Annotated in this window: 21 protein-coding genes, 1 pseudogene and 1 riboswitch; of the genes and pseudogenes, 8 read left to right on the top strand and 14 right to left on the bottom strand. The window is 56.2% G+C overall.

Going from position 1 to position 21,201, the window contains the following annotated elements; all coding sequences use genetic code 11:
• Nucleotides 1-7: 7 nt before the first annotated feature.
• From OYT1_RS12870 to OYT1_RS12850, 5 genes are all read left to right on the top strand, one after another.
• Nucleotides 8-643 (top strand): hypothetical protein, encoded by a 636-nt coding sequence (locus OYT1_RS12870; RefSeq protein WP_062626440.1) that lies wholly within the window; start codon nucleotides 8-10, stop codon nucleotides 641-643.
• A 130-nt stretch (nucleotides 644-773) separates the two neighbouring features.
• Nucleotides 774-1,043, top strand: a complete 270-nt coding sequence (locus OYT1_RS12865) for a YlcI/YnfO family protein (RefSeq protein WP_062626441.1) — start codon at nucleotides 774-776, stop codon at nucleotides 1,041-1,043.
• Nucleotides 1,044-1,343, top strand: coding sequence for a type II toxin-antitoxin system RelE/ParE family toxin (locus tag OYT1_RS12860; protein ID WP_062626442.1), 300 nt, complete (start codon nucleotides 1,044-1,046; stop codon nucleotides 1,341-1,343).
• Between the two features lie 18 nt (nucleotides 1,344-1,361).
• Nucleotides 1,362-1,700: a zinc ribbon domain-containing protein YjdM gene (locus tag OYT1_RS12855; protein WP_062626443.1), complete on the top strand. Its 339-nt coding sequence runs from the start codon at nucleotides 1,362-1,364 to the stop codon at nucleotides 1,698-1,700.
• Between the two features lie 2 nt (nucleotides 1,701-1,702).
• Complete coding sequence (locus OYT1_RS12850) at nucleotides 1,703-1,894, top strand: hypothetical protein (protein WP_062626444.1); 192 nt, start codon at nucleotides 1,703-1,705, stop codon at nucleotides 1,892-1,894.
• A 10-nt stretch (nucleotides 1,895-1,904) separates the two neighbouring features.
• Here OYT1_RS12850 and OYT1_RS12845 read toward each other — a convergent pair whose 3' ends face one another.
• From OYT1_RS12845 to metK, 6 genes are all read right to left on the bottom strand, one after another.
• A complete protein-coding gene (locus OYT1_RS12845) occupies nucleotides 1,905-2,195 on the bottom strand; it encodes a hypothetical protein (protein WP_119283565.1) in 291 nt (96 codons plus the stop codon).
• A gap of 302 nt (nucleotides 2,196-2,497) precedes the next feature.
• Entirely contained in the window at nucleotides 2,498-3,850 is a 1,353-nt protein-coding gene (gene trhP / locus OYT1_RS12840; protein WP_062626446.1) for a prephenate-dependent tRNA uridine(34) hydroxylase TrhP, read from the bottom strand.
• A 47-nt stretch (nucleotides 3,851-3,897) separates the two neighbouring features.
• Nucleotides 3,898-4,734 carry a methylenetetrahydrofolate reductase [NAD(P)H] gene (gene metF, locus OYT1_RS12835; RefSeq protein ID WP_062626447.1) on the bottom strand — a complete coding sequence of 279 codons (837 nt, stop codon included), beginning with the start codon at nucleotides 4,732-4,734 and terminating at the stop codon, nucleotides 3,898-3,900.
• Complete coding sequence (locus OYT1_RS12830) at nucleotides 4,731-5,084, bottom strand: phage holin family protein (RefSeq protein ID WP_062626448.1); 354 nt, start codon at nucleotides 5,082-5,084, stop codon at nucleotides 4,731-4,733. Before OYT1_RS12830 ends, metF begins: the two co-directional genes overlap by 4 nt.
• A 62-nt stretch (nucleotides 5,085-5,146) precedes the next feature.
• Entirely contained in the window at nucleotides 5,147-6,559 is a 1,413-nt protein-coding gene (ahcY, locus tag OYT1_RS12825) for an adenosylhomocysteinase (RefSeq protein ID WP_172588563.1), read from the bottom strand.
• Between the two features lie 71 nt (nucleotides 6,560-6,630).
• A riboswitch (S-adenosyl-L-homocysteine riboswitch) is annotated at nucleotides 6,631-6,705 on the bottom strand.
• 108 nt (nucleotides 6,706-6,813) lie between these two features.
• The gene (gene metK, locus OYT1_RS12820) at nucleotides 6,814-7,977 is read right to left on the bottom strand and encodes a methionine adenosyltransferase (RefSeq protein ID WP_062626450.1); all 1,164 of its coding nucleotides are present in this window, start codon (nucleotides 7,975-7,977) and stop codon (nucleotides 6,814-6,816) included.
• Nucleotides 7,978-8,026: 49 nt separating this feature from the next.
• Here metK and OYT1_RS12815 point away from each other — a divergent pair, with 49 nt between their 5' ends.
• From OYT1_RS12815 to ubiD, 3 genes are read left to right on the top strand one after another with little or no spacing between them, the layout of a single operon-like run.
• Nucleotides 8,027-8,920, top strand: coding sequence for a lysophospholipid acyltransferase family protein (locus OYT1_RS12815; protein WP_232013193.1), 894 nt, complete (start codon nucleotides 8,027-8,029; stop codon nucleotides 8,918-8,920).
• Nucleotides 8,920-9,789, top strand: coding sequence for an LpxL/LpxP family acyltransferase (locus tag OYT1_RS12810; protein WP_062626451.1), 870 nt, complete (start codon nucleotides 8,920-8,922; stop codon nucleotides 9,787-9,789). The genes OYT1_RS12815 and OYT1_RS12810 overlap by 1 nt, the downstream gene beginning before the upstream one ends.
• Nucleotides 9,789-11,252 (top strand): 4-hydroxy-3-polyprenylbenzoate decarboxylase, encoded by a 1,464-nt coding sequence (ubiD, locus tag OYT1_RS12805; RefSeq protein WP_062626452.1) that lies wholly within the window; start codon nucleotides 9,789-9,791, stop codon nucleotides 11,250-11,252. Before OYT1_RS12810 ends, ubiD begins: the two co-directional genes overlap by 1 nt.
• 62 nt (nucleotides 11,253-11,314) lie before the next feature.
• On the opposite strand, the gene fba is transcribed toward ubiD, so the two are convergent.
• The 8 genes and pseudogenes from fba to OYT1_RS12770 all read right to left on the bottom strand — a co-directional run bounded on the left by fba (nucleotide 11,315) and on the right by OYT1_RS12770 (nucleotide 21,200).
• The gene (gene fba, locus OYT1_RS12800) at nucleotides 11,315-12,379 is read right to left on the bottom strand and encodes a class II fructose-bisphosphate aldolase (RefSeq protein ID WP_062626453.1); all 1,065 of its coding nucleotides are present in this window, start codon (nucleotides 12,377-12,379) and stop codon (nucleotides 11,315-11,317) included.
• A gap of 82 nt (nucleotides 12,380-12,461) precedes the next feature.
• Nucleotides 12,462-13,901 (bottom strand): pyruvate kinase, encoded by a 1,440-nt coding sequence (gene pyk / locus OYT1_RS12795; RefSeq protein WP_062626454.1) that lies wholly within the window; start codon nucleotides 13,899-13,901, stop codon nucleotides 12,462-12,464.
• 8 nt (nucleotides 13,902-13,909) lie between these two features.
• Nucleotides 13,910-15,109: a phosphoglycerate kinase gene (locus tag OYT1_RS12790; RefSeq protein ID WP_062626455.1), complete on the bottom strand. Its 1,200-nt coding sequence runs from the start codon at nucleotides 15,107-15,109 to the stop codon at nucleotides 13,910-13,912.
• 110 nt (nucleotides 15,110-15,219) lie between these two features.
• Entirely contained in the window at nucleotides 15,220-16,221 is a 1,002-nt protein-coding gene (gene gap / locus OYT1_RS12785) for a type I glyceraldehyde-3-phosphate dehydrogenase (protein WP_062626456.1), read from the bottom strand.
• Between the two features lie 93 nt (nucleotides 16,222-16,314).
• Nucleotides 16,315-18,330, bottom strand: a complete 2,016-nt coding sequence (gene tkt / locus OYT1_RS12780) for a transketolase (protein WP_062626457.1) — start codon at nucleotides 18,328-18,330, stop codon at nucleotides 16,315-16,317.
• Nucleotides 18,331-18,441: 111 nt separating this feature from the next.
• Nucleotides 18,442-18,591 (bottom strand): helix-turn-helix domain-containing protein, encoded by a 150-nt coding sequence (locus OYT1_RS14145; RefSeq protein WP_408608790.1) that lies wholly within the window; start codon nucleotides 18,589-18,591, stop codon nucleotides 18,442-18,444.
• A gap of 120 nt (nucleotides 18,592-18,711) precedes the next feature.
• Nucleotides 18,712-19,080 (bottom strand): annotated as a pseudogene (locus OYT1_RS14140) (response regulator); the annotation flags it as partial.
• A complete protein-coding gene (locus OYT1_RS12770; RefSeq protein ID WP_062626459.1) occupies nucleotides 19,080-21,200 on the bottom strand; it encodes a sensor histidine kinase in 2,121 nt (706 codons plus the stop codon). The pseudogene OYT1_RS14140 and the gene OYT1_RS12770, both read right to left, overlap by 1 nt.
• Nucleotide 21,201: the final 1 nt, after the last annotated feature.

The following is a 21,201-nucleotide window of genomic DNA, read 5'->3' as shown; positions in this document are numbered from 1 at the left end:
CTCGATTATGACTTATGACGACTTTGATGCTGCGCAGGATGAAATGTTTGAGCGACTTTCTGAAGAGTTATATCCAGACCACAAAGAGAAAGCTATAGCTGAATTTACTAATGACAGACTTCGTTCATATTACTTAAATCATCCACGTGTAGCACGGCCCGCTGTTGATCTATTTCGTGAGGCGGAGTCCTTGTTGTGTTCGGGACACCTTGATGCCGCATTAGTATTCTCCGCCTCTGCTACAGAACTATTTCTCAAGGCAACTCTACTTCGCCCGATTATTCATGGCCTAGTAAGTAGTGAGGTTCTTGCAGAAGAGATCGTCAATAACACGCTGGCCCAAACTGGCCTTGATCGGTATAAAAAACTTCTTGATCAGCTATTTGAGCACTTAACAAGTAAGAAATTAGACAGCGTTCTGAGAGTTGGTGCGAGCAAGACATTGGTTGATGAAATTGCCGAAATTCAAAGGATGCGGAATGGTGTTGTGCATCGTGGTGAGTCAATAACACAGGCAGATGCAGAGCGAGCATTGGATGTATGCAAAACGACTGTTATATTTGTCCTGAACCCCGTACTGGCGGCATTAAATCTTGAATCGCGAAAGGGTGAAGGTATTCAACCAGCGCGTAGGCTGGGGTGATGCACCCCAGCATCTAGCCCAGCCTCCGCTAGGATTCGCTCGCTCATCCCAGCCTACATTTCCTGCCTCTTGCATCTCCCTCCGACTTCGACGATGATGTGCATCACATTTGCGATGCACGGAACCCTCCATGAAAACCGCGACCATGCCCGCTTTGCGGGTGCAACCTGAGTTGAGACAAGCTGCCGAGGAGATTCTGCGTCCCGGCGAGACGCTTTCCGCCTTCGTCGAGGACTCGTTGCGGCGCAATGTGGCGTTTCGGCGGACACAGCAGGAGTTCATTGCGCGCGGTTTGACTTCGCGGGATGAGGCAAAGAAAACCGGCGTGTACTTCTCTTCGGAAGAGGTGTTGGCAGAGTTGGACACCCTCATTGCCAGTGCCAAAAAAGAAGGCGCGTAGGTGAGTTGCAAGGTTCGCTATACCCTAGCTGCCAAAGAAGATTTGAAGCGTTTGTTCACCTTTTTAGCTGAGCACGATATTCAAGCAGCGAAGCATGCGCGCAAGACCATCGCAACAAGCATCCAACTGCTGGAGCAGTTCCCGTTCACGTGTCGCAAGGCGGTTAGCGACAGCGCCTGTTTGCGTGAACTGGTGATCTCTTTTGGCGGTGCGGGCTATGTCGCACTGTTCGAGATCGAGGACAATGAAACCGTGACGGTGCTCGCGGTGCGCCATCAACGCGAAGACGATTACCATTAACCAACGATAGGAAACACCATGAGCGATCTACCCAAATGTCCGAAATGCAGTTCGGAATACACCTATGAAGACGGCGACAATTTCGTCTGCCCGGAATGCGCGCACGAATGGCCGAAGGTCGCAGCGGAAGCTGTTGAAGAAACCAAGGTGTTCAAGGACGCGTTCGGTACGCTGCTGGTTGATGGCGATACGGTGACGGTCATCAAGGATCTGAAGATCAAGGGTTCGTCGTCGGTGGTGAAGGTCGGCACTAAGGTGAAGAACATCCGACTAGTGGACGGCGACCACGACATCGACTGCAAGATCGACGGCATCGGCGCGATGCAGTTGAAGACGGAGTTCGTTAAGAAGGTTTGACCATGAGCAACTGGGGCTGCCCGCATCTGGTCGATGACAAGTGCGAACGGGTGAACCAGCTGCCGTGCGAGCTGGGCATGAAAGGCTGCGTGCTGTTCGGGCGCTTCCGTTTCTTCGACGAGAGCAAGAATCGTCCAAAGCAGCACGTTGCCTCGCCTGCTCCAAACCCTACTGCTGAGGATAAGGCCGAGTAGTCCTGCGCCTTTACCAGGAGCGCGCGCCGAATTTATAGCTGCGTCCCGATTCTACTTTCGGGGGCTCTTCGACTGCTTGAGGTTTGGGCGGGGGGGCGACCGGCAGCAAGATGCTGCGCAGCCGCAGTACCATCATCAGCAACTCTTCGTCATCGGCGAGATTCTCGATCTCGGATAAGCGGGTGCGGGCATACGCGCTGTCGGTTTTGAGCAGGTCGAGGTCCACCAGTTGATTGAGCTGTCTTCGCACGTGTAACTTGAAGCGTGCCATTAGTTGCATCAATTCCAATTCGTCAGTCATGTCAGTCTCCTGATATTGCTTGCTATGGGCGATACGAGGCATCGCCTGAGCGTTTACCAGAGATGTGAGCAATATTCAGGCCACCTTGTGTGGGCGGTGCATATCGTATGGCGAAGCGCGAAAAATCAACGGTAGAGAGCGGGGATGAGGGCGGTGGGAATTGAAGCCAGCCCAAAATGGTGCGTGGCGAGTGCGTCATGCACTAGGACTCGGCCAAAATATGGGCTTTGGGCCATTCGCTGTTTCCCCACTAAGCTGGCCAGTAGCCAGCTTAGTACGAGCGGGGTTCGAGGCTGAACTTGTTACAAGAAGCGCGCAACCATGCCTTTAGCCAATTCACCTTGCAGGGGGATCTGCACGCGATGGCCGCTGCCGGGGGCGACGTTCATGGTCACACCTTCGAGGCTGCGCATCTCGGTTAGATCAATGATGTGGTTGCCCGCCGGATGGATGATCTCCAACTTGTCGCCGACCGAGAATTTGTTCTTCACGTCGATCTCAGCCATGCCGTTGGCGCAGCTCACGATGTCGCCGACGTATTGCTGACGGAAGCTCTCCGAGTGGCCGCGCATGTAATTCTGTTGTTCGTGGGTGTGGTGGCGCTCGTAGAAACCATCGGTGTAGCCGCGATTCGCCAGCGCGTCCAGCGCGCCTAGCAGGCTCAAATTGAACGGGCGACCGGCCACGGCATCGTCGATGGCTTGGCGATACACCTGCGCGGTGCGGGCCACGTAGTAGATCGACTTGGTGCGGCCCTCGACCTTGAGCGAGTCGATGCCGATCTTCACCAGACGCTCCACGTGTTCGACGGCGCGCAGGTCTTTGGAATTCATGATGTAGGTACCGTGCTCGTCTTCCAGCACCGGCATCAGTTCGCCCGGGTGATCCTGCCGGGAAATCACGTACACGCGGTCAGCCATCGGGTGGCGCGGCTGGCTGCCGCAGTCGGACAGCGCGCTTTGGCTGAGTGCCTTGTCGAAATCGAAATCCAGTTTCTCAGGGAGTCTCTCGATATCGCCGGTGCCATTCTCCTCGGCGTTATCGATCTTGTAGTCCCAGCGGCAAGAATTGGTGCACGTACCCTGATTCGCGTCGCGGTGATTGAAGTAGCCTGAAAGTAGGCAGCGGCCAGAGTAAGCGATGCACAGCGCGCCGTGCACGAACACTTCCAGCTCCATGTCTGGGCATTGCTGGCGAATTTCTTCGATCTCGTCCAATGACAACTCACGCGACAGAATCACCCGTGACAGACCCAGTGACTTCCAGAATTTCACCGCTGCATAGTTGACCGTGTTCGCCTGCACTGAAAGATGGATCTCCTGCTCCGGCCAGCGTTCGCGCACCATGGCGATCAGGCCGGGGTCGGCCATGATGAGCGCATCTGGCTTCATCGCGATGACCGGCTCCATGTCGGCCATGTAGGTCTTCACCTTCGCGTTGTGCGGCATCAGGTTGCTTGCGACGAACAATTTCTTGCCCAGTGCGTGCGCTTCCTGAATGCCGATCTGCAACTCTTCCAGCTTGAATTCGTTGTTGCGTGCGCGCAAGGAGTAGCGCGGTTGCCCCGCGTACACCGCGTCTGCGCCAAAAGCGTAGGCGGTGCGCATCTTATCGAGCGTTCCAGCGGGAAGTAACAGTTCAGGTGATTTCATCATGTGTCCCTCTTCTTGGCTCCCACTCAGACAGGGTGAGCCAAGAGGAATTATGCGCGATAGCCCAAGCGCTTCAGAATTTCGGTGGAAGCGGCGGCCTGATTCAACGTGTAGAAATGCAGCCCAGGTACGCCTGCGGTCAGCAGTTGTTCGCACAACTGAGTGACTGCGTCACGCCCAAAAGCCTGAACCGAGTCGGTATCGTCACCGTAGCCTTCCAGCGTTTTGCGCATCCAGCGTGGAATCTCGGCACCGCACATCTCGGAGAAGCGCGCCAGTTGCGAGTATTTCATGATCGGCATGATGCCGGGCACGATGGGCTGAGTGATGCCTTGCTTGCGTGCTTGTTCGACGAAGTGGAAGTAGGCGTCGGCATTGTAAAAATATTGGGTGATGGCGGCATTCGCGCCCGCGTGCATCTTGCGCTTGAAGTTGAGTAGGTCGTCGCGCGCTGAGCGAGCCTGCGGATGCACTTCGGGATAGGCGGCGACTTCCAGATGGAAGTGCTCGCCGGTCTCGGCGCGAATGAACGACACCAGTTCGTTAGCGTATTGGAACTCGCCGGTGGTGGCCATGCCGGACGGCAGGTCGCCGCGCAGGGCGACGATGCGCTTCACGCCCAGCGCTTTGTAAGTGTGCAGAATCTCGCGGATATTCTCGCGGGTGGAGCCGACGCAGGATAGATGCGGCGCGGCACCGTAGCCCTGATGCAGGATCTGTTCGACGGTAGCCAGCGTGCGGTCACGGGTGGAGCCGCCCGCGCCAAAGGTCACGGAAAAATATTCTGGCTTGTATAGCGCCAGTTGCTTGCAGGTATCGGCTAGTTTGCCCAGCCCTTCCGGGGTCTGCGGGGGGAAAAACTCAAAACTGATGGGCGTCTTGTTCATGATTTCCTCATGAGTTGTGCGGCGGCTGACGTGAGCCCCCACGAAAAAATACTATACAGAATGGCGCCGGCCAAACCGTACCAAAAGCCGTCCACGACGAAGCCCTTGAGTATCGAGCCGGTGAACCAGAACAGCAGGCCGTTGATCACGAAGATGAACAGCCCCAGTGTCAGCACGGTGGCGGGCAGGGTCAGCAGGACGAACAGCGGGCGGATGAATGCGTTGACCAGTCCGAGGAAGAGCGCTGCGATCATGGCATCGCCGAACCCATCCAGATGGATGCCGGGGACGAAGTTACCTACCGCCAGCAGCGCCAGCGCGTTCAATACCCAGATCAACAGCAGTTGCATCGTCGCTCCTCCAGCCAAAAGGGGCGGAAATTCCGCCCCTCGCATCATACGCCAGCGGCCGCTTAGTAGCGGTAGTGGTCGGCCTTGTACGGGCCTTCCTTGGCGACGTTGATGTAGGCTGCTTGCTGATCGGTCAACTCGGACAGTTGCGCGTTCAGTGTCTTCAGTTGCAGACGGGCGACCTTTTCATCCAAGTGCTTGGGCAGGGTGTAAACGCCCACGGGATACTTGCCGGAACCCTTTTCCGACTCAGTCCACAACTCGATCTGAGCGATGGTCTGGTTGGCAAAGGAGGACGACATCACGTAGGACGGGTGGCCGGTGCCGCAACCCAGATTGACCAGACGACCCTTGGCCAGCAGGATGATGCGTTTGCCGTCCGGGAAGATGACGTGATCGACTTGAGGCTTGATTTCTTCCCACTGGTATTTTTCCAGCGAGGCGACGTCGATCTCATTGTCGAAGTGGCCGATGTTACAGACGATGGCTTGGTTTTTCATCTTCGCCATATGGTCATGGGTGATGACGTGGAAGTTGCCGGTGGTGGTGACGAAGATGTCGGCCTTGTCGGCGGCGTATTCCATCGTGACCACGCGATAGCCTTCCATTGCGGCTTGCAGTGCGCAGATCGGGTCGATCTCAGTGACCCAGACTTGTGCAGACAGCGCGCGCATGGCTTGGGCGGAACCCTTGCCCACATCGCCGTAACCAGCGATTACCGCGATCTTGCCCGCGATCATCACATCGGTAGCGCGCTTGATGCCGTCCACCAGCGATTCGCGGCAGCCGTACAGGTTGTCGAACTTGGACTTAGTGACGGAGTCGTTGACGTTGATGCCGGGGAACTTGAGTTCGCCGCGTGCATGCATCTGGTACAGGCGGTGCACGCCGGTGGTGGTTTCTTCGGTCACGCCCTTGATCTCAGCCAGACGCTTGGAGTACCAAGTTGGGTCCTTGGCCAACGTCGCTTTGATCGACGCGAACAGGCAAGTCTCTTCTTCCGACGTCGGGTTGTTCAGCAGGGAAGGATTGGTTTCAGCGCGTGTACCCAGATGCAGCAACAAGGTGGCATCGCCGCCGTCGTCCAGAATCATGTTGGAGTAGCCGCCGTCCGTCCATTCAAAGATGCGGTGGGTGTAGTCCCAGTATTCGGTCAGCGATTCGCCCTTGACTGCAAACACAGGGATGCCGCCGGCAGCGATGGCCGCCGCTGCATGATCTTGTGTGGAGAAGATGTTGCACGAAGCCCAGCGCAGCTCTGCGCCCAGCGCCTTCAGTGTTTCGATCAGAACGGCGGTCTGGATGGTCATGTGCAGCGAGCCGGTGATGCGAGCGCCACGCAAAGGTTGGGTTGCTGCGAACTCTTCGCGGATAGCCATCAGACCAGGCATCTCGGTCTCGGCGATTGCGATTTCCTTGCGGCCCCAAGCAGCAAGGTTGATGTCGGCGATTACGTAATCATTGAATTCAGCCATAGTGTTCTCCTTGAACATAATGACCGGAGGGAGGGGTATTGCGACTCACCCGAACTCCCGTGCCCGGCACGGTTGGGTGAGCGTCGTTGAAACTTGCCGAGTCACTGAGCCTGGCAGGAAATCCTGTCGCAACGCTCCTCAGTGCTGGAATCTATTAAGTCGAATCAAAGCCGCGACTTGTGGGGCGGCATTCTAGCATAACAAAACGGCACCGTTGGGCGCCGTTTTGTCTTTTGCTTGCGACTACTTACGAATTACAAACCAGCATCGGCACGCAGGGCCTCCGCCTTATCTGTAGCTTCCCAAGTGAAGTCCGGCTCTTCGCGGCCAAAGTGACCGTAAGCAGCGGTGTTCTGATAGATAGGGCGCAGCAGGTTGAGCATTTGCACGATGCCCTTGGGGCGCAGGTCGAAGTGACGCTTCACCAGCTCAGTGATCTTCTCATCGGAGACTTTGCCGGTGCCGTAGGTGGTGACCATGATGCTGGTCGGTTGCGCTACGCCGATGGCGTAGCTGATCTGCACCAGGCACTTGTCGGCCAAGCCTGCGGCGACGATGTTCTTCGCCACGTAACGTCCTGCGTAAGCAGCGGAACGATCGACTTTAGAGGGATCCTTGCCGGAGAATGCACCACCACCGTGGGGAGCTGCGCCGCCGTAAGTGTCCACGATGATCTTGCGGCCAGTCAGGCCGGCATCGCCGTGCGGGCCGCCGATGACGAAGCGGCCAGTCGGGTTGACCAGGTACTTGATATCGCCCTTGATCAACTCCTTTGGCAGCATGGGCTTGATGATCTCTTCGATCACGGCTTCGCGGATCTGCGGCAGTTCGATATCAGCGGTGTGTTGGGTAGAGAGCACCACGGTGTCGATAGCGAATGGCTTGCCGTCCACATACTTCACGGTGACCTGCGACTTGGCATCCGGGCGCAGCCAGTTCAAACGTCCATCACGGCGCAGTTGCGACTGGCGCTCGACGATGCGGTGCGACAGATAGATCGGCAGCGGCATCAGGGTGTCGGTCTCGGTACAGGCATAGCCGAACATCAGACCTTGGTCGCCCGCGCCCTGATTCAGATAGTCGTCGGAAGCGCGATCCACGCCTTGAGCGATGTCTGGACTCTGTTGGCCGTAGCAGACGTGGACCGAACAACCATCGGCGTCGAAGCGCAGGTTGGGGTCGTCGTAACCGATCTTGCGGATGGCTTCGCGCGCGACTTTTCCGTAATTCACATTGGCGCTAGTGGTGATCTCGCCCGCCATCACGACCAGACCGGTAGTGACCAAAGTCTCGGCAGCTACCCGTGCATAGGGGTCTTGGGCTAGAATCGCGTCCAGAACTGCATCAGAGATCTGGTCGGCAACCTTGTCGGGATGGCCTTCAGACACCGATTCAGAGGTAAAAAAGTATTCGCTCATGGCTCTTCCGTTTTTCGGGGGTTCAAAGTGGCGGGATTATAACAAAAACTTGACATTGGCCACCGTGCTCAACTCTCTATACTTATTCCTGTTTAAACAAGCCGCACAGTTATCGCTGCCGACGCTACATCGGCTGGGCTCTCTACTTGGCTCGGCAACTTATCTATTGTCTGGACGTTATGCAGATCGTCTGCACGACAATTTGCAATCGGCTTTGCCCGAGTTGGATGAACCTGAGTTTCGCCGTGTGTTGCGAGCCAATGTGGAGGAGATGGGCAAGTCCATTGCCGAATTGCCTTGGGTCTGGCTGCACCCACTGGAGGAAGTTGTTACTCTGGTGCGCGAATGCCATGGCTGGGAGCTGATAGAGCATGCGCGTGCGCAGGGCAAGGGGGTCATCATTTTGACTCCGCATCTGGGCTGTTTTGAGATTTCGGCTCAATACCTTGCCTCGAAGATCCCGCTCACAGTGCTTTACCGGCCTCCGCGCCTTGCTTGGTTGGAGCCGATGATGCGCCAAGGGCGAGAGCGTGGATTGGTGGAGTTGGCGCGTACTGACGTCAGCGGCGTGCGCGCTATGCTTAAGGCACTCAAGCGCGGACAGGCAATCGGCTTGCTGCCCGATCAGGCACCAGGTAATGGCGAAGGCGAGTGGGTGGATTTCTTCGGTCGTCCGGCTTACACGATGACCTTAGTTGAACGTTTGGCGACCGCCACGGGTGCGATGATCGTGATGACTCACGCCGAGCGGCTGGCTGCCGGTGCGGGCTATGTATTGCGATTCTCTCCACTAGAGCCTGCCGAAGGTGAGTCCATCACCCATGCCATGAATCGCACCGTGGAGGCTGTCGTCCGTACTTGCCCTGAGCAGTATTTGTGGAGTTATAACCGTTACAAAGTTCCCTTTGGGGCTTTACCGCCAGATGTAGCCAAGGAGTTATGATGTTGGCTCGTCTCGGGGTGTTTATCTTCTGGTTGATTCATTTCCTGCCGTTTCGCGCCATCGTTTCCATTGGCAACGGGCTGGGTGTGTTGCTTTACCCGCTCTCTGCCGAACGACGTCGAGTCGGTATGATCAATCTGCGCCTGTGTTTTCCCGAGATGAGTGACATTGAGCGCGAACGATTGGTGCGTGCTCATTTCAAGATGTTTTGTCGTGGGCTGATCGAACGCAGTATTTTGTGGTGGGGGAGCGCCGAGCGTATCTGCAGCCTGATCCGCGTGGAAGGTGTCGAGCACTTTGACGCGATTCAAGGACAGCCTTCGATTCTGCTGACCCCTCACTTTGTCGGGATGGATGCGGGCGGCCAATGGATCGCTCAGCACACGGATACGGTGTGCATGTACGCCAATCAGAAGAATATGTACTTGACCGAGCTGCTACTGAAAAAGCGCGCTCGTTTCCGGCAGCAGCATCTTTACTCACGCCAGCAGGGCTTGCGTCCTATCCTCAAGGGCATGCGCAAAGGCATGCCGTTCATCTATCCGCCGGATCAGGATCAGGGCATCAAGGATGGAGCATTTATTCCCTTCTTCGGCGTACCCGCAGCAACCATGACCAGCGTGTCCCGCATTGCACAGATGACCGGCGCGAAAGTCGTGCCCAGTATCACTCGCGTCCTACCCGGCAGCGAGGGCTATGTGCTGACGTTTTATCCCGCGTGGGACAATTTTCCAAGCGGCGATGACATCGCCGACACCCGTCGCATGAACGCCTTCATCGAAGACCGCATACGTGAAATGCCAGAGCAATACTTCTGGCTGCACAAGCGCTTTAAGACCCGCCCCGAGGGCGAGGAAAGGTTCTACTGATGAAATACCACGAGCTGCGCGACTTTATCGTCCAACTGGAAAAGAGGGGCGAGCTTAAGCGCGTCAGTGCACCTGTCTCTACGCATCTGGAAATGACCGAGATCTGCGACCGTGTATTGCGCGCGCAAGGTCCGGCGCTACTGTTCGAAAATGTGGTCGGCCACAAGATGCCGGTGCTCGCCAACCTGTTTGGCACGCCGCGCCGGGTGGCGCTGGGCATGGGCGAAGAGGATATCGGGGCGCTGCGCGAAGTCGGCAAATTACTGGCGTACCTGAAAGAGCCGGAGCCGCCCAAAGGTTTGAAAGATGCATGGGACAAATGGCCGATCCTGAAACAGGTGCTCACCATGTCCCCCAAGGTGTTGTCGTCTGCGCCGTGTCAGGAGATCGTGTGGGAAGGTGCGGATGTCGATTTAAGCAAGCTGCCGATCCAGCATTGCTGGCCTGGCGATGTCGCTCCGCTGATTACTTGGGGGTTGGTGGTTACGCGCGGGCCGAACAAACCGCGCCAGAATCTGGGCATCTATCGCCAGCAAGTGATCGGCCCGAACAAAGTCATCATGCGCTGGCTCGCGCATAGAGGCGGGGCGCTGGATTTCCGCGATCATTGCGAGAAGAACCCTGGGCAACCGTATCCGGTCGCGGTCGTGATCGGTGCCGATCCCGCAACAATACTGGGTGCAGTCACTCCTGTGCCGGATTCATTATCCGAATACCAGTTCGCCGGATTGCTGCGCGGCAGCAAGACAGAGCTGGTGAAATGCATAGGCTCCGACCTGCAAGTACCCGCTTCTGCCGAGATCGTGCTTGAGGGTGTGATTCATCCGAGCGAGACAGCGCAGGAAGGGCCGTACGGCGACCACACCGGTTACTACAACGAGCAGGACAAGTTTCCGGTGTTCACCATAGAGCGCATCACCATGCGCCGCAATCCTATCTACCACTCCACCTACACCGGTAAACCGCCCGACGAACCGGCGATGCTGGGCGTGGCGCTGAACGAGGTGTTCGTGCCCCTGCTGCAAAAACAGTTTCCGGAGATCGAGGACTTCTATCTGCCGCCGGAAGGATGCTCGTATCGCATGGCGGTCGTCAGCATCAAGAAGCAATACGCCGGACACGCCAAGCGCGTGATGTTCGGCATCTGGAGCTTTTTGCGCCAGTTCATGTACACCAAGTTCATCGTGGTGGTGGACGACGACATCGACGTGCGTTCGTGGCAGGAAGTGATCTGGGCAATCACCACGCGCATGGACCCGGTGCGCGACACGCTGCTGGTGGAGAATACGCCTATCGATTACCTCGACTTCGCCTCGCCGGTGAGCGGTCTCGGCGGCAAGATGGGCTTGGACGCGACCAACAAATGGCCCGGAGAGACACAACGTGAATGGGGCACGCCTATCGTGATGAGCGCCGAGGTGAAAGCCAAAGTCGATGCGATGTGGTGCGAGCTAGGCTTGTGATCTAGCTCCCAGTAAAAAAGCGACCCGAAGGTCGCTTTTTGTTTGCTACTGCGCGGAGTGACTTACTTCACCACTGCGTTCAGTTCGCCTTTGATGTATCGCATCGCCATAGCATCCAGCGAGATGGGCTTGATCTTGCCAGCTTGACCTGCACATCCGAAGGCTTCGTAGCGAGCCTTGCAGATCGCCTTCATCGCCTTGGTGGTTTCGGCCAAGAACTTACGTGGGTCAAAGTCCTTGGGGTTGTTGGCCAAGTAGCGACGGGTTGCGCCGGTGGAAGCCATGCGCAAATCGGTGTCGATGTTAACCTTGCGCACGCCGTGCTTGATGCCTTCAACGATCTCTTCAACAGGAACGCCGTAAGTCTGTGGCATCGCGCCGCCGAATTGGTTGATGATCTCCAGCCATTCTTGTGGCACGGAAGACGAGCCGTGCATCACCAAGTGGGTGTTAGGGATGCGGGCATGGATTTCCTTGATGCGGCTGATCGCCAAGGTGTCGCCTGTGGGCGGCTTGGTGAACTTGTACGCGCCGTGGGAAGTGCCAATGGCGATCGCCAGAGCATCAACCTGAGTCAGCTTTACGAATTCAGCAGCTTCGTTCGGGTCGGTCAGCAGTTGGTCGTGGGACAGAACGCCTTCAGCGCCATGGCCGTCTTCCTTCTCGCCGTGGCCAGACTCCAAAGAACCTAGGCAGCCCAACTCACCTTCGACGGATACGCCGACTGCGTGAGACATTTCCACTACTTGACGGGAAACATTGACGTTGTATTCAAAGCTGGATGGGGTCTTGCCGTCAGCCATCAAGGAACCGTCCATCATTACGCTGGAGAAGCCGGACTTGATCGCTTGGATGCAGATTGCTGGCGATGCGCCGTGATCTTGGTGCATCACAACGGGAATATGCGGATACATTTCAACAGCAGCTTCGATCAGGTGACGCAGGAACGCTTCGCCCGCGTATTTACGCGCACCAGCGGAACCTTGCATGATGACTGGGCTGTTGCATTCGTCAGCCGCTTCCATGATCGCCTTGACCTGTTCCAGGTTATTGACGTTGAATGCGGGCAAGCCGTAGCTGTGTTCTGCTGCGTGATCGAGCAGTTGGCGTAAAGAAACGAGTGCCATGTTTTCCTCTCCTAATTTATCAACTATTAAACAAACTGCCTAAGCCGGAGTGTAAGAGACACTTCGCTCCGGATTCAACCCTTTACTTCTTGTGGTGGTCGCCGACACGGGCGATTCTCATAGTGTTGGTATGGCCAGTCTTACCCACCGCATCACCGATAGTCAGAACCATCAGGTCGTCGTCGCTTACTAAGCCCAGTCGAACCAGCTCTTGTTCGGCTTCGACCAACGTTGTTGCTGGATCAACCGACGTAGGGTTGAAGGCAATCGGATGTACTCCACTGAACAGTGTCACCTTACTCAAGGTGGCATCTGTGGGGGTCAGAGCAAAGATAGGCACGCCCGCGTTAACCCGCGACATCCACAGTGCCGTGGAGCCAGACTGGGTCAATGCAACGATGGCCTTGACCTTGAAGTGCGAAGCGGCGAACAACGCCGACATGGCAATGGACTGATCGATGCGGCTAAACTTCTGGGTCGCTAGGCGACGATCCATGGAGTTATCTTCCACTTCGCGCTCGGCCTTGATACAGATTCGAGCCATTGCTTGAATGGTTTCTACGGGGTAGTCGCCAACGGCTGTTTCTGCCGACAACATTACTGCATCAGTACCGTCGAGCACCGCATTCGCCACATCCGAAACTTCTGCCCGGGTCGGGATCGGATTGGTGATCATCGATTCCATCATCTGCGTGGCCGTGATGACTAGCTTGTTCTTGGCGCGCGCCATCTTGATCATGCGCTTCTGCAAACCTGGAACCGCTGCATCGCCGACTTCGACCGACAAATCGCCACGAGCGACCATGATGGCATCGGAAGCATCGATGATTTCGCTCAGAACGGGAATCGCCTCGGCGCGCTCGATCTTGGCCATCAGTAGGCTCTTGCCGCCCGCTGCATGCATCAGTTCGCGGGCCAACTTCATGTCGTCAGCGGAGCGGGGGAAAGATACAGCCAAGAAGTCAGCCTTGATGAGCGCGGCAGTCTTGATGTCTTCCTTGTCTTTGTCGGTCAGTGCCGGTGCGGTCAATCCGCCACCTTTGCGGTTGATGCCCTTGTTGTTGGACAGCACGCCGCCACGCACAACCGTACACACGATCTCTTCGCCGCGAACTTCTTCTACGTCGAATTCCAGCATGCCGTCATTGAGCAGCAGCACAGAACCCTTGCTTACGTCTCGTGGTAGCTCTTTGTAATCTAATCCGACGCGCTCTTGATTTCCCAAGGCAGTCCAGCTTGCGTCGAGGATAAAGATGTCTCCTTTGTTGAGAATGATCTTGTCATTCTCGAATTTTCGGACTCGAATCTTTGGGCCTTGCAGGTCAGCAAGAATGCCGACGGTACGCCCCACTGCTCGGGCGGCGGCGCGAACTCGATCCGCACGCCCCATGTGGTCTTCGGCGGTGCCGTGCGAGAAATTCATACGCACGACATCAACGCCAGCGCGGATGATCTGTTCTAGGACCTTTTGGTCACTGGTGGCAGGCCCGAGGGTCGCCACGATTTTCGTTCTGCGAAGCATGTAGTTCCTTAGTTAGACGCGCGCTCTTCCAGAATTGCCACAGCAGGCAATGTCTTGCCTTCCAAGTACTCTAGGAAGGCGCCACCAGCGGTGGAGATATAGCTCACTTTGTCATAAATATCATATTTCTGGATCGCAGCGATGGTGTCTCCACCGCCTGCCAGTGTAAATGCCTTGGTGTTGGCGATGGCCATGGCGATGGTCTTCGTGCCAGCACCGAATTGATCATATTCGAAAACGCCGACCGGACCGTTCCAGACCACAGTGCCAGCTTTCATGATGATGTCCGCAATGGCTTGAGCCGAGTCAGGGCCAATGTCAAAGATCATTTCGTCTTCAGCCACGTCTTTTGCGCTCTTCAAGATGGCTGGGGTGTTTTCATTCCCTGGCAGGAAGGGAGCCGCCGTGCCGACGACGACATCGGTAGCGATGGGGATGATTGCGCCGCGAGCGGTCATCTTGGCGATTAAAGCTTGCGCGGTTGGAACCAAATCGTTCTCGCACAGCGACTTGCCGACGGGATGCCCGGTCGCCTTGAGGAAGGTGTTGGCGATACCACCACCTACCACCAACTGTTCGCACTTCTCGGACAGCGCTTCAAGTACGGTCAATTTAGTAGATACCTTGGAGCCGCCGACGATAGCGACCATCGGACGTGCGGGATTCGCCAGTGCTTTGTTCAGTGCATCCAGTTCTTCGGTGAGCAGGATACCGGCACATGCAGTTGGAGCGTACTTGGCGACGCCGTGAGTCGATGCTTCAGCGCGGTGGGCTGTGCCGAACGCATCCATCACGAATATGTCGCACAGAGCGGCGTACTTTGTGGCGGTCTCATCGACGTTCTTCTTCTCGCCCTTGTTGATGCGGCAGTTTTCTAGAACGACTAGTTCTCCAGCGGCAACGTCAAATCCGCCATCTACCCAATCTTTGATCAAACGGACAGTTTTACCGAGGCGACCAGAGATGTTGTCAGCCACGGGCTTTAGCGAGTTCTCTTCAGACCACTCGCCTTCAGTTGGGCGACCCAAGTGCGATGTCACCATCACTTTGGCACCTGCCTTCAGGCAGTGATTGATAGTGGCCATCGACGCAGTGATGCGTGCATCAGAGGTGACCTGACCGTCCTTGACGGGCACGTTGAGGTCAGCGCGAATCAGTACGCGCTTGCCGGCCAGATCGAGATCAGTCATGCGGATGAAGTTTGCCATGTGAATGCTCCTTGAGAAATATGTATAAGCGGTTAGGATTGGCTTGCGCCAAGCCTTACAGCTCACCTTGCGAAAACGGGTGGGTCGTTTTGACCCACCCGTTCAACTGCTTACTTAGCGATGTGACGTACCAGACGCATCAGGTTACAGGTGTAACCGTATTCGTTGTCATACCAAGCTACGACCTTGACGAAGGTTGGGTCGAGCGCGATGCCTGCATCTGCATCAAAGATTGAGGGATTGACGCAACCACGGAAGTCGGTGGATACCACTTTGTCATTGGTGAAACCAAGCACGCCTGCCAGCGGGCCGCTTTCAGACGCAGCCTTCATTGCAGCTACGATTTGCTCGTATGTCGCTTCTTTGCTCAACTCAACGGTCAAGTCAACGACAGATACGTCAGAAGTTGGCACGCGGAACGCCATGCCGGTCAGTTTCTTGTTCAGCTCAGGAATCACTACACCTACCGCCTTGGCAGCGCCAGTGGACGAAGGGATGATGTTTTCCAGAATGCCGCGACCACCGCGCCAATCCTTGTTGGATGGGCCGTCAACAGTCTTCTGTGTTGCAGTGGCTGCATGAACGGTGGTCATCAGGCCGCGCTTGATGCCGAAGGTGTCGTTCAGTACCTTGGCGACTGGAGCGAGAGCATTGGTCGTGCAGGAAGCGGCGGAAACGATCGCTTCGCCCTTGTAGGTGTCGTGGTTCACGCCATAAACGAACATCGGAGTCTTGTCCTTGCAAGGAGCCGACATCACTACTTTCTTTGCGCCAGCAGCGATGTGCTTCTGGCAAGTGGCATCATCCAAGAAGAAGCCGGTACATTCGATCACGATGTCCACGCCTGCTTCGTTCCACTTCAGGTTCGCGGGATCGCGTTCTGCGGTCAGGCGGATGGTTTTGCCATTGACGACCAGATTGTCGCCGCTCACCGCTACATCGCCATTGAAACGGCCATGCACGGAGTCATGCTTCAGCATGTACGCCAGATAGTCTGGTTCCAGCAGGTCATTGATTGCTACGACTTCGATTTCAGGAAAGTCTTTGGTTGCAGCACGAAACACCATACGACCGATACGACCAAAACCGTTGATACCAACCTTAATTGCCATTTCTCTCTCCCGTTAAGATAAAAATAACTTGCTATAACAACTTGTTGTTGTGGTGCGCTTGGACTGCGCCAAGTCGCACCACTGTGGCCTTAATCAGCCGATGACGCGCTTGACGGTGGCAACGACGTTGTCCACGGTGAACCCGAAATGCTTGAACAGTTCAGGTGCTGGAGCGGATTCGCCGAAGCAATCCATGCCAATCACTGCGCCTTCCAAACCAACGTACTTGTACCAGAGCCCAGTCACGCCAGCTTCAACCGCCACACGTTTCACGCCTGGAGTCAGCACGCTGTCGCGATAAGCCTGATCTTGACGATCGAACACGTTGGTAGATGGCATGGAAACTACGCGCACATTCACGCCTTCGGCAGCCAGAGTAGCCTGAGCCTTGATGGCCAGATCCACTTCGGAGCCCGTAGCGATGATGATCGCTTGTGCATCACCTGCGGCCTCAGACAGCACATAGCCGCCCTTACGGATGTCGGCGATCTGCGCTTCGCTGCGTTTCTGGAAGTTCAAATTCTGGCGACTGAAGATCAGTGCTGCTGGACCTGTCTTGCGCTCAACCGCGGCCACCCAGCTCACCGCCGATTCCACGGTGTCGCACGGACGCCATACATCCATGTTCGGGATGTAACGCAGGGTTGTGGTCTGCTCTACGGGCTGGTGCGTCGGACCGTCTTCGCCCAGACCAATGGAGTCGTGGGTGAATACATAGATCACGCGCTGCTTCATCAATGCCGACATGCGCAATGCGTTGCGGGCATATTCCGAGAACATCAAGAAGGTGCCGCCGAATGGCAGCAGGCCGCCGTGCAGTGCCATGCCGTTCATGATGTGCGACATGCCGAACTCGCGCACGCCGTAGCTGATGTAGTTGCCGGTCTTTTTGCCAGAAACGTGATGTGCGCCTGTCCAGTTGGTCAGGTTAGAGCCGGTCAAGTCGGCAGAGCCGCCTAGGAATTCAGGCAGCGCAGGTTGCAGGCCGTTGATGGCGTTTTGCGAAGCCTTGCGAGTGGCGATGGTCTCGGCCTTCTCGTTGGTCTTGGCAATGAACGCTGCCGCATGGGCTTCCCAGTTTGCAGGCAAATCACCGGCGGTACGGCGCAGGAACTCAGCTGCCTCAGCTGGGTAAGCAGCGCGATACTCGGCAAATTTGTTGTTCCACAGAGATTCCAAGCCCGCGCCTTGAGTGCGCGCATCCCATGCTTCATACACGTGAGCAGGAATTTCAAACGGAGCGTAGTTCCAGCCCAGATGAGCGCGGGTGGCGGCCACTTCGGCATCGCCGAGCGCTGCGCCATGTACGTCGTGAGTACCTTGCTTGTTCGGGGAGCCAGCGCCGATCACTGTCTTGCAGCAGATCAAGGAAGGCTTGTCGGTGACCAGCTTGGCTGCTTCGATGGCTGCATTGATCGCTTCAGGGTCGTGGCCCTGAACATTGGCAACTACGTGCCAGCCGTAAGCTTCAAAGCGCTTAGCCGTGTCATCGGTAAACCAGCCATCGGTGTGGCCGTCGATGGAGATGTTGTTGTCATCCCAGAATGCAGTCAGCTTGCCCAGACCCCAGGTGCCAGCTAGCGCACAAGCTTCGTGGGAAATACCTTCCATCATGCAGCCATCGCCCAAGAATACGTAGGTGCTATGGTTGACGATTTCGTGATCGGGCTTGTTGAATTCAGCTGCCAGCAGCTTTTCAGCCATCGCCATACCAACAGCGTTGGTGATGCCTTGGCCCAGCGGGCCAGTGGTGGTTTCTACGCCAACGGTGTAACCATACTCTGGGTGGCCCGGAGTCTTGGAGTGCATTTGGCGGAAGCGTTTCAGCTCTTCAATCGGCAGATCGTAGCCGGTCAGATGCAGCAGTGCGTAGATCAGCATCGAGCCGTGGCCATTGGAGAATACGAAACGATCGCGATCCGCCCACTTCGGGTTGGTCGGGTTGTGGCGCAGATGGCGACGCCATAGAACCTCGGCGATTTCGGCCATGCCCATTGGGGCGCCAGGGTGGCCAGAGTTGGCCTTTTGAACCGCATCTACCGCGAGCATGCGAATCGCGCTGGTGATGTCATTGAACTTTGGGGGGGTTACGTTACGTTCCGAAGCCATGTTTCTCTAGTCTCCTGTGCTTCCCGATATAGCAGATTTGGGTAAGTTTATCCGGTTGGGGGTGGTGAATTATGCCGTAGCGCCATGTTTAGGGCAACTACGAATGTGATGTTATTCCGTTGAGGCATCGGCTTCTTTTTTACTCACACGAATTCCCAGCTGCTTTAATTTGCGGTGAAGGTGTGTGCGCTCCAAGCCTACTTTGTCGGCAATATGGGTGATATTGCCGTTTTCCTTGCGAATATGGTGCTCGAAATACATGCGCTCAAAATGCTCACGAGCCTCACGTAAAGGTAAATCCAAGGGCAGCGAGGCTGTTGTCGCATCTGTTACGGTTGTCCTAGCATCGTTCACCATCGACTCTTGTGATTGCTGGATGTAGCCCTGTTTAATCGCTTTGGCGACCGTGCTCAGCAACTTTTGCAAGGCGACTGGTTTTTCCAGAAAATCAACCGCGCCGATTCGCGTTGCCTCGACCGCCGTCTCGATAGTGCCATGTCCCGACATCATGATGACAGGCATGCTCAGTAGGCCTTGAGCTACCCACTCCTTGAGCAGAGTTACGCCGTCCGTGTCCGGCATCCAGATGTCTAGCAAGACCAAGTCCGGTTGCTGGCGACTGCGGAATTGCCTTGCTTGAGCGGCATTCTCAGCTAGGTGGACGCTATAACCTTCGTCGTAAAGAATCTCCGACAGCAACTCACGGATGCCCACTTCATCATCAACGATCAGTATCTCTTTGCCTGCCATCATGCTGCTCCTGTCAATACCGGTAGGGTGACCGTCACTTGCGCCCCGCCGCTTGCTACATTCTCGATTGCAATGGTGCCACCATGCTCTTCGATGATCTTTTTCACGATCGCCAGTCCTAGGCCGGTACCTTTTGGTTTGGTCGTGATATAGGGTTCGAAGGCTCTATCCAGCAGGCTTTCTGGGAAGCCGCTACCGTTGTCTTCGACCGTCATTTTCAGCCAGCCCTCTTGGTTTGAGGTGTGCAACACCATTTGAGGGGCTTCGACTTGACCCAGTGCATCCTGTGCGTTCTGTAACAAATTGTGGATCACTTGGCGCAACCGCGTCGCGTCGCCCTTGATGCGCGTTTGCCGTGCTTCCAGTAGTACATTGAGCGGATAGCGATTGGCTTCGTACAAGCCCAATACTTCGCGTAGTAATTGGTGCATGTCGAGCTCGGTGAGCTTCAGTGCTGGCGCACGTGCGTAGTCTGCGAAATCCGTCACCATGTTTTTCATTGCCGTGACTTGGCTGACGATGGTCTGGGTTGCGCGTTGCAGCAACGAGGCATCTTTCTCATCCAGTTTGGCGCTCAACTTGTGTTGTAAGCGTTCGGCGGAAAGCTGGATCGGCGTGAGTGGGTTCTTGATCTCATGCGCCAAGCGTCGTGCCACCTCGCCCCATGCTGCTTGCCGTTCGGCGCGTAGCAAGTGGGTGATGTCATCGAACACCACGACGTAGCCATTCTCAGCCGCCGTCGAAAGCCACGTGCCTCGGATTAGCAGTATCTGGTTGCCGTTCTTGCTCAAGCGTTCGATTTGGCGCTGCCATTCGCCATTAGGCATTTCGTCGAAGGCTTGCTCTAGTGTCGCGATGAATGGGCGCAACAACAAGTGAACGCTGGCAACATCCTGCAATGATTGCCCTTGCATCTCAAGCAGCGGCGCGCCAAGTATTTGCGCTGCGCTGGCATTGATCGAACGCAGCTTGTGCTCGGCATCCACCACTAGCACCCCTGAGGACAAATGTGCCAGCACGCTTTCCAGGTACAACTTGGTGTTTTCTACCTGCCGTTGTTGTTGCTCGCTAGTGTCTTTGGCTTCTGCTAGCTGCCGGGTCATCTGGTTGAACAGGCCGGTTAGCATGCCTAGCTCATCGCTACTCTGTACCTCATGTTGGCGTGAGAAATCACCCTGAGCCACGGCACGAGTGCCCTCGGCCAACGCTGCCAAAGGTGCACTTAGTCGATTGCTGAGAAAGAGGGCTGCCGACACGACCGCCAATAGCACCACTAGCAGAAACAGCGTCAGCGTCAATCCGTACATGCGCTTCAGCCCCAAGCGCGCGATCGAAAGCCCCTGATAGTCGCGATAGACCGCCTGTACCATCTCGGCATCATCGGATTGTTGCTTCGGCACCAATTGGGCGAATTGCAGAATGCGTACGCCATTCCCCCGCGCTGAGTTGACGGGGACGAGTACGCGCAGTGCCAGTCGATTGTCCGGCAAGCTATCCACTACGCTGTAGATGCCCTGCGTGCGAACCTCGTGCAGCATGTTGGCATCGGGAAAATCTGGAGCCAAACGACGCTCGCTGGAGGCAAATGCGAGCAGCTTGCCGGTGCTTGAGAACAGTGAAATCTCTTGTGCAGCGCCTTCATCGATTAAGCGATTGAGCGTGGCTACATGCTGCGCAGGCTCTTGTTCGGCCAGTAGTAAGGCGATGAACTGTCCTTTCTTGGAGAGATCTTTCAGGCCGTTATCCAGCGCCCCTCGTCCAAGATTGAGGCCGCCTTCGAGCGCTTTCTCCACTCGCACGTCGAACCATGATTCGATACTCTTGCCGAGAAACTGCACTGACACGCCGTACACCAGCAGGCCGGGAAGGATGGCGATCAGCGTGAAGAACATAGCTAGGCGGAACGCCAGAGTCGCGCCAAACACTTGCGCCTTGATCTTCTGCCGTAACTGCCAGAACTGATAGCCGACCAGTGCCATCAGTAATATCGCCAGTACCCCGATCGACGCTAGTAACCAGTAGAGATTATGCGAGAACAAATCGGAGTTGGCGCTGGCTTGCGATAGCAGGTAGAGCAGTAGCGTGCCGACCACTGCGCTGACGGCGAGGAAGTATTTCACT

Source organism: Ferriphaselus amnicola, from assembly GCF_000974685.2.
Classification (GTDB): domain Bacteria; phylum Pseudomonadota; class Gammaproteobacteria; order Burkholderiales; family Gallionellaceae; genus Ferriphaselus; species Ferriphaselus amnicola.
This window is presented reverse-complemented; position numbering and strand designations above follow the sequence as displayed.

Coding starts and splice junctions, on each gene's coding strand:
- OYT1_RS12870 (WP_062626440.1), top strand. CDS start 8: ATGACTTATGACGACTTTGATGCTGCGCAGGATGAAATGTTTGAGCGA.
- OYT1_RS12865 (WP_062626441.1), top strand. CDS start 774: ATGAAAACCGCGACCATGCCCGCTTTGCGGGTGCAACCTGAGTTGAGA.
- OYT1_RS12855 (WP_062626443.1), top strand. CDS start 1,362: ATGAGCGATCTACCCAAATGTCCGAAATGCAGTTCGGAATACACCTAT.
- OYT1_RS12850 (WP_062626444.1), top strand. CDS start 1,703: ATGAGCAACTGGGGCTGCCCGCATCTGGTCGATGACAAGTGCGAACGG.
- OYT1_RS12845 (WP_119283565.1), bottom strand. CDS start 2,195: ATGACTGACGAATTGGAATTGATGCAACTAATGGCACGCTTCAAGTTA.
- trhP (WP_062626446.1), bottom strand. CDS start 3,850: ATGATGAAATCACCTGAACTGTTACTTCCCGCTGGAACGCTCGATAAG.
- metF (WP_062626447.1), bottom strand. CDS start 4,734: ATGAACAAGACGCCCATCAGTTTTGAGTTTTTCCCCCCGCAGACCCCG.
- OYT1_RS12830 (WP_062626448.1), bottom strand. CDS start 5,084: ATGCAACTGCTGTTGATCTGGGTATTGAACGCGCTGGCGCTGCTGGCG.
- ahcY (WP_172588563.1), bottom strand. CDS start 6,559: ATGGCTGAATTCAATGATTACGTAATCGCCGACATCAACCTTGCTGCT.
- metK (WP_062626450.1), bottom strand. CDS start 7,977: ATGAGCGAATACTTTTTTACCTCTGAATCGGTGTCTGAAGGCCATCCC.
- OYT1_RS12810 (WP_062626451.1), top strand. CDS start 8,920: ATGTTGGCTCGTCTCGGGGTGTTTATCTTCTGGTTGATTCATTTCCTG.
- ubiD (WP_062626452.1), top strand. CDS start 9,789: ATGAAATACCACGAGCTGCGCGACTTTATCGTCCAACTGGAAAAGAGG.
- fba (WP_062626453.1), bottom strand. CDS start 12,379: ATGGCACTCGTTTCTTTACGCCAACTGCTCGATCACGCAGCAGAACAC.
- pyk (WP_062626454.1), bottom strand. CDS start 13,901: ATGCTTCGCAGAACGAAAATCGTGGCGACCCTCGGGCCTGCCACCAGT.
- OYT1_RS12790 (WP_062626455.1), bottom strand. CDS start 15,109: ATGGCAAACTTCATCCGCATGACTGATCTCGATCTGGCCGGCAAGCGC.
- gap (WP_062626456.1), bottom strand. CDS start 16,221: ATGGCAATTAAGGTTGGTATCAACGGTTTTGGTCGTATCGGTCGTATG.
- tkt (WP_062626457.1), bottom strand. CDS start 18,330: ATGGCTTCGGAACGTAACGTAACCCCCCCAAAGTTCAATGACATCACC.
- OYT1_RS14145 (WP_408608790.1), bottom strand. CDS start 18,591: ATGTATTTCGAGCACCATATTCGCAAGGAAAACGGCAATATCACCCAT.